This window comes from Streptomyces sp. NPDC090022 (assembly GCF_044748145.1).
In the GTDB taxonomy this organism is placed as follows: domain Bacteria; phylum Actinomycetota; class Actinomycetes; order Streptomycetales; family Streptomycetaceae; genus Streptomyces.
The window spans coordinates 387,222-402,187 of sequence record NZ_JBIVFN010000003.1; the positions used below are offsets into that span (position 1 = coordinate 387,222).

12 protein-coding genes are annotated in these 14,966 nt (G+C 74.2%); 5 read left to right on the plus strand and 7 right to left on the minus strand.

What is annotated here, in order from left to right; all coding sequences use genetic code 11:
* Positions 1–20: 20 nt before the first annotated feature.
* Entirely contained in the window at positions 21–2,018 is a 1,998-nt protein-coding gene (locus tag ACIPXB_RS09625; protein WP_401447172.1) for a helix-turn-helix domain-containing protein, read from the minus strand.
* Between the two features lie 42 nt (positions 2,019–2,060).
* Positions 2,061–3,440 carry an MFS transporter gene (locus ACIPXB_RS09630; RefSeq protein ID WP_401446798.1) on the minus strand — a complete coding sequence of 460 codons (1,380 nt, stop codon included), beginning with the start codon at positions 3,438–3,440 and terminating at the stop codon, positions 2,061–2,063.
* 168 nt (positions 3,441–3,608) lie between these two features.
* Between ACIPXB_RS09630 and sigJ the strand changes: the two genes are divergently transcribed.
* Positions 3,609–4,553: an RNA polymerase sigma factor SigJ gene (sigJ, locus tag ACIPXB_RS09635; RefSeq protein ID WP_401446800.1), complete on the plus strand. Its 945-nt coding sequence runs from the start codon at positions 3,609–3,611 to the stop codon at positions 4,551–4,553.
* A gap of 112 nt (positions 4,554–4,665) precedes the next feature.
* Positions 4,666–5,868 carry an NAD(P)/FAD-dependent oxidoreductase gene (locus ACIPXB_RS09640; protein WP_401446803.1) on the plus strand — a complete coding sequence of 401 codons (1,203 nt, stop codon included), beginning with the start codon at positions 4,666–4,668 and terminating at the stop codon, positions 5,866–5,868.
* 3 nt (positions 5,869–5,871) lie between these two features.
* On the opposite strand, the gene ACIPXB_RS09645 is transcribed toward ACIPXB_RS09640, so the two are convergent.
* Genes ACIPXB_RS09645 through ACIPXB_RS09660 form a run of 4 tightly spaced genes read right to left on the minus strand, consistent with a single transcriptional unit; the run spans position 5,872 to position 9,752 of the window.
* Positions 5,872–6,474 (minus strand): GTP-binding protein, encoded by a 603-nt coding sequence (locus ACIPXB_RS09645; RefSeq protein WP_401446805.1) that lies wholly within the window; start codon positions 6,472–6,474, stop codon positions 5,872–5,874.
* Positions 6,461–6,979, minus strand: coding sequence for a DUF742 domain-containing protein (locus ACIPXB_RS09650; RefSeq protein WP_401446807.1), 519 nt, complete (start codon positions 6,977–6,979; stop codon positions 6,461–6,463). The genes ACIPXB_RS09645 and ACIPXB_RS09650 overlap by 14 nt, the downstream gene beginning before the upstream one ends.
* Positions 6,979–7,413 (minus strand): roadblock/LC7 domain-containing protein, encoded by a 435-nt coding sequence (locus tag ACIPXB_RS09655; protein WP_401446809.1) that lies wholly within the window; start codon positions 7,411–7,413, stop codon positions 6,979–6,981. Before ACIPXB_RS09655 ends, ACIPXB_RS09650 begins: the two co-directional genes overlap by 1 nt.
* Positions 7,410–9,752 carry a nitrate- and nitrite sensing domain-containing protein gene (locus tag ACIPXB_RS09660; RefSeq protein WP_401446812.1) on the minus strand — a complete coding sequence of 781 codons (2,343 nt, stop codon included), beginning with the start codon at positions 9,750–9,752 and terminating at the stop codon, positions 7,410–7,412. Before ACIPXB_RS09660 ends, ACIPXB_RS09655 begins: the two co-directional genes overlap by 4 nt.
* Positions 9,753–10,079: 327 nt before the next feature.
* Here ACIPXB_RS09660 and ACIPXB_RS09665 point away from each other — a divergent pair, with 327 nt between their 5' ends.
* The 3 genes from ACIPXB_RS09665 (at position 10,080) to ACIPXB_RS09675 (ending at position 13,189) form a co-directional block, all read left to right on the plus strand.
* Complete coding sequence (locus ACIPXB_RS09665) at positions 10,080–11,057, plus strand: teichoic acid biosynthesis protein C (RefSeq protein WP_401446814.1); 978 nt, start codon at positions 10,080–10,082, stop codon at positions 11,055–11,057.
* A 176-nt stretch (positions 11,058–11,233) separates the two neighbouring features.
* A complete protein-coding gene (gene abc-f / locus ACIPXB_RS09670; RefSeq protein ID WP_401446816.1) occupies positions 11,234–12,892 on the plus strand; it encodes a ribosomal protection-like ABC-F family protein in 1,659 nt (552 codons plus the stop codon).
* A gap of 141 nt (positions 12,893–13,033) precedes the next feature.
* Complete coding sequence (locus ACIPXB_RS09675; RefSeq protein ID WP_401446819.1) at positions 13,034–13,189, plus strand: hypothetical protein; 156 nt, start codon at positions 13,034–13,036, stop codon at positions 13,187–13,189.
* Between the two features lie 139 nt (positions 13,190–13,328).
* On the opposite strand, the gene ACIPXB_RS09680 is transcribed toward ACIPXB_RS09675, so the two are convergent.
* Complete coding sequence (locus ACIPXB_RS09680) at positions 13,329–14,834, minus strand: protein kinase (protein WP_401447174.1); 1,506 nt, start codon at positions 14,832–14,834, stop codon at positions 13,329–13,331.
* Positions 14,835–14,966 lie beyond the last annotated feature (132 nt).

Consider the following 14,966-nt stretch of genomic DNA (forward strand, 5'->3'; position numbering starts at 1 on the left):
CCCCTGCCCCATCCCCGCGGCTACGGCGTCAGCAGCCGGTGCAGGCGCAGCGCGAGCTGGTTCTCCAGGGCCCGGCCGGGGGCGTTCCAGTCCCGGCCGAGCAGCAGGGCCACCCGTTCCAGCCGTTGCGCCACCGTGTTGACGTGGACGTGCAGCGCGTCCTTGGCCAGCGACAGGCTGCCGCCCTGGGCGTAGTACGCGTCCAGGGTGCGCAGCAGCTCCGTCCCGCGCGCGGTGTCGTAGTCGATGACCGGGCCCAGGACCCGCGTCACGTAGCCGTGGATGTCCGTGCGGTCGCCGAGCAGGACCCCGACGAAGCCGAGGTCGGGCAGGGCGGCGCCCTCGCCGGCCCGGCCCAGGGTGTGCAGCGCCTCCGCGCACCGGACGGCCTCGGCGTACACCGCGGGGATCTGTCCGGGTCCGGCGGCGGGCCCGGCCGAGCCGGCCGTGACCCGGGCGCCGACCGCCCGCCCCAGGTCCTCGGCGAGCGCGACGGCAAGCGGGCCCGGGTCGGCGCACGGCGCGAGGAGCACGACGTGGCCGCGGTGCGGGCCGGCCAGGCCGCCGAGCGCACGGGCCTGCCGGGCGGCCTCGGTGACCAGCCGGGCGCGGGCGGTGGGATCGCAGCGCAGGACCAGGACGCACGTGGGCCGGCCCAGGTCGACGCCGAGCCGCCGGGCGCGCAGCCCGAGCCCGCCGCCAGCCCCGTCGCCGCCAGCCCCGTCGCCGCCGCCGTCCGGCGTGCCGACGGACGGCGGGCCCACGGGCGGCGTGAGGAGATCGTCGAGCAGCTCGCCCCGTACCCGGTCCTCGGCCTCCGCGACCGACCGGCGCATCAGCAGCAGCAACGCCGTGACCAGGCCCGCGCGTTCGAACAGCCGGCGGTCCGCGTCGCCCAGGTCCGCACGGCCGGTCAGCGCCATGGCACCGAGCAGCTCCGGCCCCGCCAGGACCGCGCAGACCCACACCCCTCCCTCGACGCACACGGCACGCCCGCCGCCACGGGAGGCGGCGACCGCGTCGGCCGACGGCGCATGGGCGGTGACGTCCTCCCCGGCCCCCGGGCGTACGCCCCCGTGGGGACCCACCCGGGCCAGCTCCGTGCCGTCGGCGTCGTGCACCACCAGGCGGCCGCCGAGGACCGAGGCGATCTCCCGCGCCACCTCGGCCACGCCGCCGCCGCGCAGGACCAGGTCCGTGAGCCGGTCGTGGGTCTCGGCGGCCCGCGCGATCGCCGAACTGTGCGCGCGGGCCGTACGGTTGGCGGCGTCGAGCTCGGCGAGTGCCGCCCGGGTCTCCTCCAGCCGCCGGGCGCTGTCGATGGCGATCGCCGCGTGGTCGGCGAGGGAGGCCAGCAGCGCGATGGCGTCGGGCGCGAAGTCGCGCGGCGACCGGTCGGCGGCGAACAGCACCCCGATGACCCGCGTGCCCAGGCTCAGGGGGACACCGAGGATCGCGCACAGGCCCTCCTCGTCCACCCCCTTGTCGATGGCCGCCACGTGCCGGAACCGGGTGTCCGTGCGGTAGTCGGTGCTCGCGTACGGGCGGGCGGTCTGCGCGACCAGCCCGCCCAGCCCGTCGCCCATGGCCAGGCGCAGCTGCTGGAACGCGGCCGACACCGACCCCTCCGTGACCCGCATGTACGTGTCCCCGGCCACCGGGTCGTGCAGCGTCAGATAGGCGACGTCGGTGTGCAGCAGCTTGCGGGCGCGCCGGACGATCGCGCGCAGGACGGAGTCCAGGTCGCGCAGGGCCGCGAGGTCGCCGGCGGTGTCGAACAGCGCCTCCAGCTCGGCCTCGCGGCGCCGGTGCTGGCCCAGCGCGCGGTGCACGCCGAGCGCCACGTCGGTGGCCCTCGCCAGCAACGCCAGCTCCTCGGCCGGGGCGCCGGCGGCGCGGGCCTCGGCGGCGGGCCGGGCGAACTCCTCGGTGCCGCCGCCCTGGGCGAGCAGGTCCAGCAGCCGCAGCAGCCGCCCGGCCACCGCCGGGTCGGCGCCGCCGCCACCGCCGTACGGGATGACCACCAGTGTTCTCCTTCGCGACGGGACCGGACCGGGGATTCAGGCCCGGTCGCCCACGGGTGCCGCCTCGACGCTAGCCGACGACCCGGACACCGGGGAGGCGGCGGCGAGGTCGCGGCCCCTGGTCTCGCGGGCGAGGTACACGGTGAGGGTGGTGACCAGCGCGGCGAAGCACAGGTACACGGACACCGGCAGCGAGGAGTCGTAGTCCTTCAGCAGCTCGACGGCGATGATCGGGGCGAGCGCCCCGGCGACGACCGAGGCCAGCTGGGAGCCCATGGAGGCGCCCGAGTAGCGGACCTTGGTGTCGAACATCTCCGAGATGAAGGCCGCCTGGGGGCCGTACATCGCGCCGTGCAGCAGCAGCCCCGTGGTGACGGCGAGGGTGATGACCGCGAAGGACCTGGTGTCCAGCAGCGCGAAGAAGACGAAGGCCCACACGGCCATGCCGCCCGAGCCGATCAGGGTGACCGCCCGCCGGCCGATCCGGTCGGAGAGGGCGCCCCAGGCCGGGATGGTGACGAAGTGGACGGCGGAGCCGATGAGGACGGCGTTCAGGGCCGTGCTCTTGGGCAGGCCCAGGTGCACGGTGACGTACACGAGGAGGAAGGAGGTGATGACGTAATAGGAGATGTTCTCGCCGAACCGGGTGCCGATGGCGGTGAGCACCTCGCGCCGGCTGCGGCGCAGCACCTCGACCACGGGCGGCCGTTCCCGCACGCCCTGCGCCGCCTCGGCCTCCGCCTTGGCCCGCGCGGCGAGGAAGACCGGCGACTCCGCCACCGACAGCCGGATCCACAGCCCCACCAGTACCAGCAGCCCGGACAGCAGGAACGGGATCCGCCAGCCCCAGGCCAGGAACGCCGCGTCGGACTGTACGGCCGCCAGCAGCGCCAGCACACCGGTGGCCAGCAGGTTCCCGCCGGGAGCCCCGGCCTGTGGCCACGACGCCCAGAACCCCCGGTGCCGCTCGCCCCCGTGCTCGGCGACGATCAGCACGGCCCCGCCCCACTCCCCGCCGAGCGCGAACCCCTGCACCAGCCGCAGCACGGTCAGCAGCACGGGCGCGCCGACGCCTATCGACTCGTACGTGGGCAGCAGCCCCATCGCGAAGGTGGAACCACCCATCAGCAGCAGGCTGACGACCAGCAGCTTCTTCCGGCCGAGCTTGTCCCCGAAGTGCCCGAAGACCACCCCGCCCAGCGGCCGGGCGAGGAACCCGATGGCATAGGTGACGAATGCGATCAGCGTGCCGACGAGCGGGTCGGCCGTGGGGAAGAAGAGGGTGTTGAAGACGAGCGCGGCGGCGGAGCCGTAGAGGAAGAAGTCGTACCACTCGATGGTGGTCCCGACCAGGCTCGCGGCGACGACGCGCTTGATGGAGCCGGGCGTTGGGGAGGGTGTGGCAGAGGCGGCCATGAGTACCACTTCCGGAGGGTGCGGGGACGTTTCCGTGTCGCCACACCATAGGAACGCCCAGGTCAGCGGCACATGTGGCGCGTCACCACAGTTACCGCGCGGGGAATGTGGAAACCACCCATGCCACGCGGGGACGCGCGCCGGGCGCCTGCGCCTAGGATCGCGGTCATGCCCCTGATCATGAGTGACGTGGACCGGTTCGAGAGCGCCAGGCCCCGGCTGGAGGCGATCGCCTACCGGCTGCTCGGTTCGGCGAGCGAGGCGGAGGACGCCGTGCAGGAGACGTACCTGCGCTGGCAGGCGGCCGACGTCCCGCGCATCGAGGTGCCGGAGGCCTGGCTGACGAAGGTCCTCACCAACCTCTGCCTCAACATGCTCACTTCGGCACGCGCCCGGCGCGAGACGTACGTCGGCCGGTGGCTCCCCGAACCGCTGCTCACCGGCGACCCGATGCTCGGCCCGGCCGACACCGCGGAACAGCGGGAGTCGGTGTCGTACGCCGTCCTCGTCCTGCTGGAGCGGCTCTCGCCGGGCGAGCGGGCGGTGTACGTGCTGCGCGAGGCCTTCGACTACCCGCACCGCGAGATCGCCGCGATCCTGGACATCACCGAGGCGGCCAGCCAGCAGACCTACCACCGGGCCAAGAAGCACATCGCGGCCGGCCGGACGCGCACGGAGATCGACGAGGCCGCCGCGCGCAGGATCGTCGAGGAGTTCCTGGCCGCGGCCACCAGCGGCCGTACCGAACCCCTCGTACGCCTGCTCACCCAGGGCGCGGTCGCGATCGGCGACGGCGGCGGGAAGGTCCCGGCCCGCGCGAAGGCGTTCGAGGGCGCGCTCGCGGTCGCCACGTTCCTGCGCGGCCTGTTCAAGCCCGGCAAGGCCAAGCGGGCCCTGGTCGGCGGCGTGCCCGAGGTGTACGCCGCGACCGCCAACGGCGGGCCCGCCTTCGTGGCGGTCGTGGACGGCCGGGTCATCGGGATCAGCTGCCTGGAGGTCACCGAGGAGGGCATCGCCGCGATCCGCAGCCAGGTCAACCCCGACAAGCTCGTCCGCGCGACCGAGCTGTGGGCCCGTGCGGACCACGGGGAGGGGCCGCTCCACACCCTCTGAAGTGGTGTGATGCAGGTCACTTCCTGATCCTGTCAGGAATCGCGGGGCTGCCCGGTTCAGGGGGCGAGACCACGCCGGACACCGGCAGCCCCGCCCAGACAGGAGCAGGTACATGCAGCACCGCATCGTCGTCCTCGGAGCCGGCTACACCGGCGCCGCCGCAGCCGGCCGCCTCGCCAAGCGGCTCCACCAGCAGGACGTCGGCATCACCCTGGTCAACCCCGAGCCCGACTTCGTCGAGCGCGTCCGGCTGCACCAGCTCGCCGCCGGCCAGGACCTGAAGCCCCTGCCGTTCGCCGAGATGTTCGCGGGGACCGGGGTGGCCCTGGAGATCGCGAAGGTCACCGCCGTGGACACGGACCGCAAGGCGGTCACGGTCACGGCCGCGAACGGCTCCGGGGGCGAGGAACTGGCGTACGACACGCTGGTCTACGCCCTCGGCAGCGGCTGGAACCCCGGAGGCGTCCCCGGGGCCGCCGAACACGCCCACGAGGTCTCCAGCCGCTCCGGCGCCCTGCGCCTGCGCGACCGCCTGGCCGCCCTGCGCGCCGGCCGGCCCGTGGTCGTGGTCGGCGGCGGCCTGACCGGCCTGGAGGCCGCCACCGAGATCGCCGAGGCCCGCCCGGACCTCGACGTCGCCCTGGCCACCCGCGGCGCCCTCGGCGACTGGCTCTCCGGGAAGGGCCGCACGCACCTGCGCAAGGTGGTGGACGGGCTCGGCATCACCGTCCACGAACACGCCGCGGTCGACGCGGTGGAGGCGGACGCCGTCACCACCGCCGACGGCCGGACCATCCCCTCCGCGGCCACGGTCTGGACCACCGGCTTCGCCGTCCACCCGATCGCGGCGGCCACCACCCTGGAACTCGGCGACGGCGGCCGGATCGCCGTCGACGGCACGATGCGCTCGGTCTCCCACCCCGATGTGTACGCCGTGGGCGACGCGGCGGTGGCGACCGGCCCCGGCGACAAGCCGCTGCGCATGTCCTGCGCCTCGGGCGTCCCCATGGCCTGGCAGGCCGCCGACGCCATCGCGGCCCGGCTCGCCGGAGTCAAGGTCCCCCGGATTCCCATCCGCTACTTCCAGCAGTGCGTCTCGCTCGGCCGCAAGGAGGGCCTGATCCAGTTCGTCACGGCCGACGACCGGTCGGTCGAGCGGGCCCTGACGGGCCGTGCGGCCGCCGTGTACAAGGAACTGATCTGCAAGGGCGCGGCCTGGGGCGTCGCCAACCCGACCCTGGGCCTGCCGTCGCGGCGCCGGCGGGCCGTACGGCAGGAGGCCGGCGCGCCCGCGCGGCTGGAGGTGGCGTCCTGACCCCTACGCCGCGTCCGCCGCACCGATCAGCAGGTCGAGGAGGGCGAGGAGGGCGTCGCGTACGTCGGTGCGGGCCCGGGCGTCCAGCAGGAGCACGGGGGTGGCCGGGTCCCGCAGGTGCAGCGCGGCGGCGATCTCCTCCGCGGTGTAGGGCTGTTCGCCGTGGAAGCAGTTCGCACCCACCACGAACGGCAGCCCGCGGCTCTCGAAGAAGTCGATGGCCGGGAAACTGCGGTCCAGGCGCCGCGTGTCGACCAGGACGAGCGCACCCAGGGCGCCGGCCAGCAGGTCGTCCCACATGAACCAGAAGCGCTCCTGGCCGGGAGTGCCGAAGAGGTAGAGGACGACCTCCGCGTCGGTGAGGGTGAGCCGGCCGAAGTCCATCGCCACGGTGGTGAGCGCTTTGGACTCGATGCCGTCGAGGTCGTCGACGCCCACTCCGGCCGCGGTCAGCCGCTCCTCCGTACGCAGCGGTTCGATCTCGGAGATCGTCTCGACCAGGGTCGTCTTGCCGACGCCGAAGCCTCCCGCGATGAGGATCTTGACAGGCGACGCCTGTCCGGCAGGAGCGGCGGCAGACGGGTCGTATCCATCATATCCGGGCAAGGTTGTCCCTGATTCTCATGAGCATGTGGACGTTGGTGGTCTCCGCCCCCTGCAGGGGCGGCCGGTGGTGGATCAGCCCGCGGTCCGCGAGTTCGCCGAGCAGCAGCGTCATCGGGGTGAGCCGGATCCGCATCCGCGCCGCGATCTCGGCGACCGCCAGCCCGCCCGGGCGGGCGCACATGGCGAGCACGGCCTGCCACTCGGTGGGCAGCGCGCCCTGGGCCTCCGCGCCGACGGCCGCCGTGATCGTGGTGTCCATGGTGAGAACCGTGTGCGGCGCGGCGGTCCGGCCGTCCGTCAGCGCGTACAACCGGGTACGCCGGCCGCCGCGCTGCGGCGCCTCGGGTCCGAGCCCCGCGGGCTCGGACCCGGTCGCCTCGGAGCGGCCGGGCTCGGAGCGGCCGGGCTCGGAGGGACCGGGCTCCGGCATCTCGGGCTCGGCCACCTCGCGTTCCGGCATCTCGGGCGCGGGCACCTCGGGTTCCGGCATCTCGGGCTCGGGCATTACGGCGTCGGCGCCTGGGTACGCTCCGGCGTACCCAGCCATTCGCCGAGCGCCTGCGCGGTCCGTACGGCCTCGCCGCCCAGCTCGCCGAGGCGGGCCTTGCGGGAGGTCACCACGAGGAGCGTGCTGCCCTCCCCGCACCCGACGACGCAGAGGTAGCGGTCGTCCATCTCGACCAGCTGGCGGATCACGCGGCCGCCGTCCACCTCCCGGGATATCGCCTTCATCGTGGCGGCGATCCCGGAGGCCGCGGCCGCCATGCGCTCCGACTGGTCCCGGTCGAGGAGGTAGGCGGTCAGCGGGATCCCGTCGTTGGAGAGGAGCACCGCTCCCTGGATGCCGGCGATCCGGCTCAGGTGGTTGTCCAGGACGCTGAAGATCGCGTCGTTCGACGTCACGGTGCTGGAGGTCGGGGAGTTGGGGGTCGTCGTCATCGCTGGTCCTGTTCCTGTCTGAGCTCGGCTTCCACCTTCTGCGTCCCCTCTTCGTAGTCCGCCCAGGCGTCGGCGACCTCTTCGGGGGTGTCCGGGCCGGGGCCCGGCTCCGGCTCGGGTGCTCGCGGTGCGCGCAACTGCCTGGTCATGTGCGTCTGCGGGACGCGTTCCGGCAGGGCCGGGCGGGCGCCGCCGGCCCCGGCACCGGCGCCTGTCGTGGTCGCGGGCGTGGCCGTTGCCGGGGTCGCGGGCGTGGGCCGCGGCCCGGGCGTACGCTGCGCCAACGCGGGCGCGGGTGCGGTCGAGGGGGACGGCTCCGGCCGCTCGGTGCCGGCCGGGTGCGGTGCCCGCTCGGGCGCGGCCCGCCGCACGGGTGCGGGGACCGGCGCAGGTGCGGGTACGGGCGCGGGTGCGGCGGACGTGCGGGCGGGGGACGGGACCGCAGCGGCGGTCCGCGCCAGCACGTCGCCCGGCAGGACGACGACCGCCGAGGTGCCCCCGTACACCGAACGCCTCAGCGTGACCGTGGCCCCCAGCTGGTCGGCCAGGTGGCCGACCACGAACAGGCCCAGCCGGTGCGCGTTCTCGGCGAGTTCGGAGTAGGGCGGCGCCGTGTGCAGGCGCCGGTTCATCTCCTCGTAGCCGGCCTCGCCCACGCGGGGCCCGCGGTCCTCGATCTCCACCGACAGCCCGTCCGGGAGCAGCTCGGCCCGGATCACCACCTTCGACCTCGGCGGGGAGAACCGGGTGGCGTTGTCCAGCAGTTCCGCCAGCAGGTGGCTGATCTGGCTGATGACGCTCGGTTCGACGCTCGCCTCGTCGAGCGCGTGCCGTTCGATCCGCCGGAAGTCCTCGACCTCCGCCGCCGCCTCGCGCAGCAGGTCGGCGACCCGCATCGGCTCGGTGTGCGGGTCGGGGATCTCGCCGCCCGACAGGATGAGCAGGTTCTCGACCTGCCGCCGCATGCCGACGGTCAGCTGGTCGGACCGCATCAACTCGGCGAGCAGCGCCTCGTCGTGCCCGAAGGCGTCCTGGATGTCCTCGGTGAGGCTCAGCTGGCGGCTGACCAGGTTCCCGGTGCGCGAGGCGATGCCGGAGGCGAACCGGCCGAAGCCGTGCCGTTCGGCCGCGAGCTGCCGGTGGCCGTCGACGGACACCGCGACCACGCGCGCGAACGCGTCACTGACCTGCCCGACCTCGTCCCGGTCCCCGCTCACCGCCGGGAGGGCGTCGTCGTCGACGCGCTGGCCGCGGTGCAGCCGGGCGACGACGTCCGGCAGGGTCTCCTCGGCGATGGCCACGGTGCGCTCGTGCAGCCGCCGCAGCCGGCGCAGCACCGAACGGGTGGTGACCACGACGACGCCGATGACCAGCACCAGCGCGCCGGAGCTGCCGCCGACCAGCCAGAGGACGTCGCTCTCCAGCTCGGCGGCCTTCTGGTCGGCGTGCGTCAGCAGGTCGCGCGAGCGCTGGCCGCTGAGTTCGGCCAGCTGCGCCGAGAACACCTGGTGTGCGGCCGGCCAGTCCGCGACGTCCGCCGGCAGTTTCATCCCGGAATCGGTGATCTTGTGCTGGGCGATGACCGCGTTCTCGACGCGGAGTTTCACCTTCCAGGCGTCCGAGGCGGTGATGCGCTCGTACGTCTGCTTCTCCTCGGGCGGCAGGTACGGCACGACCCACGTGTCGTACAGGTGCCGGTGCGCCCCGGCGTCGTTCAGGAACTCGCCGAAGGCGGCGGGCGTCAGCTCCCTGGACGGACCGGCCAGCGTGAGGATCGTGTCCTGGCGGGCCAGCATCTCGGAGGCGGAGAGCATCGCGATGACCGGGCGGCTGTCCTGCTGGAGCCCGGCGTCCTCGGCGTGGCCGAAAGCACCCTGGTAGAGGCCGGTGATTCCGTCGATGACCCCGTCGTAGTACGCCATCGCCTGCGCGGCCACGCCGCTGCGGGCGTCCGCGCGCGAGCGGTAGGAGGTCAGCTGGTCGAGGCGGGTCCTGACGTCCTGGAGGTGTTCCGCGGTCCGCCCGGACTCCGGACTGCCGTCGGCGTCCGCCGAGAGCCGGCGGAATTCGGCCACGGCCTTGTCGGTGGCCGCCCTGCGTTCGCGCAGGTCGGCGTCGCGGACGGGGGAGCCCGCCCACCGTGCGGCGGTCATCTTCCGTTCGGCCTGCAGCTCGGCCATGAGCCGGAACAGCGGCTCACCGATCCGCTTGCTGGCGGCCAGGTCGTCGCGCAGGTGGTCGGCTTGAACCAGCAGCCGTTCGGCGGTGACCGCCACCTGGGTTCCCATGGCCACGGTGGGGACGACCGCGAGCCATATGAGCATCGTACGCAGACGCACAGTGCGCCGTCTTCGGGCCTTCGACGGCCCTGGGGTGCCTTCGGATATGTGAGACATCGGTCCTCGGGATGCGTCGGGGCAGGATCGCGCGAGCGACAGGCGCCGATCATAACCAGCCACAAAGCCCGTATACAGCCGCACCCGACGACCCGGATCCCCGCAACGGCCTCCACGTCGCCCGTCGCACGGCGTGCACCGGATCGCACCCCGTGTCCGGGCCGTACGTGTCGGACACCCAACTGCCCCTCGGGGCCGGGTCCGTCACCCCGGCCGGAGCCACGTAGCATCACGTGTTCCGCATCCGAACCATGGCTCTGGAGTCCCCCCATGAACCACTCCTCCGGCTTCCCCCTCTCCCGCCGCGGCCTCATACGCGCCGGCGCCGGCGCCTCGCTCGCGGCGCTCGGGCTCGGCGTCGGTGCGTCGTCCGCCTCCGCCGCGGTGGCCGCCACCAAGCGGTTCGACCTCTCGCAGCCGTCGCACGACCTGTTCCGGTCCAAGGACACGCACGGCGCGCGGGTCCAGCAGAGTTTCGCCTTCGACTGGGAGAACAAGTTCCTGTTCGTGGCGACCAAGCGGAGCGGGAGCTCCGAGGCCGACGGCGACCTGTGCATCAACAAGATGGACTTCGACGGGAACTACCTCTCGTACATGCACCTCGACGGCTTCGGTCACGGGGTCGCCTTCGCCGCGCTGCCGAGCGGTTCCGGCACCGAGCTGTGGATCGAGTGCGCCGCGAACACCAAGGGGTACGGCACGGCGCTGGCGCCCATCACCTACAAGGCCGACACCACGCTGGCCTCTCCGGCGGCCTCGGCCGCCTACCGGCCGATCTCCGGGGCCACCGAGTACACGTGTTCCGTCGACCCGGTCCACCAGCGCATGATCGTGCGCTACCACACCAGTGCCGGCAAGCGCATCGCCGTGTACCCCCTGTCCGCCTTCCGGACGAGGGACTTCGGCACGCCGCTGGTCGACTTCGCGCAGCCGGCGATCCCCGGAACTCCCCAGGGCTACACCCTCTACGGCTCGTACATGTACTACCTGACCGGCGATGCCTACCCCGAGCCCGGCACCCCCGTGGGTGACGGCAACTCCTACGTCACCAGCATCGACATCAACACGGGCACCGTGAAGCAGGGACCGGTCCTCACCAAGGCCGGATCCACGCTGCACCACCGCGAGCCCGAGGGCCTGGCGGTCTACCGCACGGACGCGGGCGAGGCCCGCCTCTTCCTCGGCTTCGCGACCGGTGTGGAGGGCGACCGGCGCTCCAGCCTCTTCTACAAGAACGTGCTGGTCTAGCCACCTCCCTGGCCGGCTGGAAGACGAGACGGTCCGGTTCGCGGTAGGCTGTTCCCATGTGCGTGCACTACTTCTTCCTCTGATTCCCGGTGCGCCGGACGGACGCGGCTCTCGCGGAGCCGCCCGTCAGGCGTTCCCCGCGTCAGGAAGAAGGCCCACGTACCCCTAGGAATCCCATGCGTCCCAGCGCCACCGCTCCCGTCTCCCAGCTGGCCCTCAGCGGCGTCAGCAAGGCCTACGGCGACCGCGTCGTGCTCGACCAGGTCTCCCTCACCCTGCGGCCCGGCGAGAAGGCCGCCGTCATCGGCGAGAACGGCTCCGGCAAATCGACCCTCCTGCGCCTGATCGCCGGAGCCGAGCGGCCCGACCACGGGCAGGTCACCGTCTCCTTCCCGGGCGGCGTCGGCCACCTCGCGCAGACCCTCGACCTCGGGCCGCGGCGCACGGTCCAGGACGCCGTCGACGCCGCACTGCACGAGCTGCGCGCCCTCGAGGAACGCATCCGGGCCGCCGAGGCCGCGCTCGCCGCCGCCGGGCCCGCGGAGCTCGACGCGTACGGCGACCTGATCGGCGAGTTCGAGGCCCGCGAGGGATACACGGCCGACGCCCGCACCGAAGCGGCCCGGCACGCGCTCGGCATCGGGCACATCGGCATGGGGCGGACCCTCGGCTCGCTCTCCGGCGGGGAGCAGTCCCGGCTCGCCCTGGCCTGCGTACTGGGCGCGGCCCCGGAACTCCTGCTGCTGGACGAGCCGACCAACCACCTCGACGAGCCCGCCGTGACCTGGCTGGCGGAACACCTGCGCGCGCACCGCGGCACGCTGGTCGTGGTCACCCACGACCGGGCGTTCCTGGAGGCCGTGGCCACGACCGTGCTGGAGGTGGACGGCGATCTGCGGACCGTCAAGCGGTACGGGGACGGCTGGGCCGGCTACCGCGGCGCCCGGGCCGCCGCCCGCCGGGGCCGGGAGCAGCGCCACCAGGAGTACCTCGACGCGCTCGACCGTACCCGGCGCCTCGTCGATGCCGCCGGGCAGCGGCTGGCCACCACCGGCAAGGACCCGCGCCAGGGCTTCGGCAAGCACCGGCGCTCGCACGACGCCAAGCTGTCCGGGCAGGTCAGGGCGGCCCGGCGGCAGCTGGACCAGCTGCTGCGGGAACCGGTACCCGCGCCGCCGGAGCCGCTGCGGTTCGCCGCGCGGATCGACGGGGACGCCGCCGCCCCGCTGCCCGAGGACACGCCGTACGTGGCCGAACTGGCCCAGATCGCGGTCGACGGCCGGCTGTCGCTGCCGGAACTCGCGATCCGGCCGGGGGCGCGACTGCTGGTCTCGGGCCCGAACGGGGCCGGGAAGTCGACCCTGTTGCGGGTCCTGGCCGGCGACATCACGCCGGACCGCGGAACGGTGCGGCGCCACACCTCCGTGGGCTACCTCCCGCAGGAGATCGCCTTCGACCCCGCCCGGCACCCGCTGCTGCACGGCTTCGCGGCGGGGCGCCCCGGCGACCCCGAGGAGTACGCGGAGGAACTCCTCGCCCTCGGACTGTTCCGCGCGGAGGACCTGCACGTGCCCGTCGCCGCCCTGTCGGCGGGCCAGCGCCGCCGGCTGGAGCTGGCCAGGCTCGTGACGCGGCCGGCGGGCCTGCTGGTCCTGGACGAGCCGACCAACCACGTGTCGCCGACGCTGGTAGAGGAACTGGAGGAGGCGCTCGCCGCGTTCACGGGTGCGGTGGTCGCCGTCTCGCACGACCGCCGCTTCCGCTCCGCCTTCACCGGCCCCGGGCTGGAACTGCGCGCGGGCTCGCCGGTCGAGGGCTCGGTACGACGCGCCTAGGAGCTGTCGCATCTCCCTCAGCCCCTCACGTTTCAAGGGCAGTTGATCATGGGCAATTGGCCGGAGCGTGGGGGGCGACCGGGCGATGGATGCTGCGGTCCGGGCGGGACGGAAGCGTGCTGGGGGGCATGGGTGACTGTCGTGCAGAGAGCCTCGGGGGAGAGGCCGTTCGTCGAGGAGCCCCGGCTGACCGTGCACAGCCGGTCGTCCGGATCGTGGTCGCGGCGGCTGCTGTTGCTGTTCTTCCTGCCCGCACCGGCCACCGTCCCCTGCGCGACGTCGACGGCTTCGTCCTGATCCGGGGCCGGTTCCGTACGACCGGCGCCCCTGAGGAGGGCGCCGTCTCCACCGTGTTCCACGCTCCGTACGGCGATCCGGCCGACCCGGCCCAGGGGCCCGGGCCCCCGGTCGTCGTCACGGTCCCGTCCGGCCGGGATCATCCGGTGCAGGTGATGGAGAAGGGGACCGGGTTGGAGGTGGTGCGGGTGGGGCTCTGGAGTTCCACGGCCATTCCGGTGGTCAGGGTGCCGGTCTTCGCCCAGGTCGTCAGGCGCACGGTGTCGTGCCCCGTCGGGTTGGCCTTGTCCCCGATCGACATGGTGCGCCAGTGCGGGTCCACCACCGAGCCGTCACCGGACACCCAGCGGTAGGAGATCAGGGTCGGCTCGGGCGCGGTGAACGTCGCCGTGAACGCGGGCGCCCGCCCCTCGGGGGTAGGGCAGGTGCCGGTGTAGGTCGTGTTCGCGCCGGCCACCGAGACCCGTACGCCCGAACCCGCGCCGGGGTCCTCGCCGTTGCGCGTGACGGCGTAGACCACCGCGGCGGCGGTCAGGACGCAGGCGGCCGCGCCGGCGGCGACGAGGGCCGTCGTACGGCGCCTGCGGTGCGGGGCGGCGGGCGTGGCGGGCGTGGCGGGCGGGTTGGGGGCGGCGGCCACGGTGGGGGCCGTGGGGGCGGCCTGCGCGGTGTGCGTGGCCTGGGTGGCCTGCGTGGTGGACGTGGCGGGCGCGGCCGGTGCGTCGGGTGTGACGGGTGCGTCGGATGCCATGGGTGTGGCGGGCGCGGGCAGGGTGGGCGTCGCGGCCACCGGCGTCGGTCCCGTGGCGGGCGTCGCCGCCGTGTCGGGCTCCGCGGACTCCGCGGGCTGCGCCGGCTCCGGCAGGACGCGGGCCGCGGCCGTGGTGGCGTCCGGCTCGTGGGCGATCTCCCGAAGGGCCGCGGCGACCTCGGCGGCGGGGGTCCGCTGCGCGGGCTCCTTGCGCAGCAGCCCGGCGATGACCGGGGCGAGCGGGCCGGCCCGGGTCGGTTCCGGCGGCTCCTCGTCCACCACGGCCCGCAGCGTGCTCAGCGCCGTGTCCTGGCGGAACGGGGAGATGCCCTCGACGGCCGCGTACAGCATCACGCCGAGGGACCACAGGTCCGACGCGGGGCCCGAGGGGCGGCCCAGCGCCCGCTCCGGCGGCAGGTACTCGGGGGAGCCGACTACCTCGCCCGTCATGGTCAGGGCGGTGCTGCCCTCGACCGTCGCGATGCCGAAGTCGCTGAGCACCACCCGCCCGTCCTCGGCGAGCAGCACGTTCGCCGGCTTCACGTCCCGGTGCTCCACGCCGACGGCATGGGCGGAGCGCAGCGCGCCCAGCACCTCGGCGCCGATGCGCGCGGCGTGCCGCGGGGTGAGCGGGCCCTCGGCCCGCAGCAGATCGGCCAGCGACCGGCCGCGGACCAGCTCCATCACGATCCAGGGCCGGCCCTCCTCCAGGACCACGTCGTGGACCGTCACCACGTTGCGGTCGGGTATCCGGGCCGCCGCCCACGCCTCGCGCTCCAGCCGGCTGTACATCCGCGCGATGTCGTCGGCCCGCAGGCCGGCCGGGGCCCGTACCTCCTTGACCGCGACCTCCCGGTGCAGGGTCTCGTCGCGCGCCCGCCACACCGTACCCATCCCGCCTTCGCCGAGCCGGGACAGCAGCCGGTAGCGGCCCGCGATCAGCCGCTCCCCGCCCGCCGCACCCGGCGTGGCCGCGGAGGCGGCCGCGGTCGTCCCGACGGTGGCGGCCGTCTCCGTGCCCGGTGC

What these genes read in the sequence shown, in the direction of transcription:
- ACIPXB_RS09640 (WP_401446803.1), top strand. Translation starts at nt 4,666, where the DNA reads ATGCAGCACCGCATCGTCGTCCTCGGAGCCGGCTACACCGGCGCCGCC.
- ACIPXB_RS09665 (WP_401446814.1), top strand. Translation starts at nt 10,080, where the DNA reads ATGAACCACTCCTCCGGCTTCCCCCTCTCCCGCCGCGGCCTCATACGC.
- sigJ (WP_401446800.1), top strand. Translation starts at nt 3,609, where the DNA reads ATGCCCCTGATCATGAGTGACGTGGACCGGTTCGAGAGCGCCAGGCCC.
- ACIPXB_RS09655 (WP_401446809.1), bottom strand. Translation starts at nt 7,413, where the DNA reads ATGACGACGACCCCCAACTCCCCGACCTCCAGCACCGTGACGTCGAAC.
- ACIPXB_RS09680 (WP_401447174.1), bottom strand. Translation starts at nt 14,834, where the DNA reads ATGGGTACGGTGTGGCGGGCGCGCGACGAGACCCTGCACCGGGAGGTC.
- abc-f (WP_401446816.1), top strand. Translation starts at nt 11,234, where the DNA reads ATGCGTCCCAGCGCCACCGCTCCCGTCTCCCAGCTGGCCCTCAGCGGC.
- ACIPXB_RS09630 (WP_401446798.1), bottom strand. Translation starts at nt 3,440, where the DNA reads ATGGCCGCCTCTGCCACACCCTCCCCAACGCCCGGCTCCATCAAGCGC.
- ACIPXB_RS09650 (WP_401446807.1), bottom strand. Translation starts at nt 6,979, where the DNA reads ATGCCCGAGCCCGAGATGCCGGAACCCGAGGTGCCCGCGCCCGAGATG.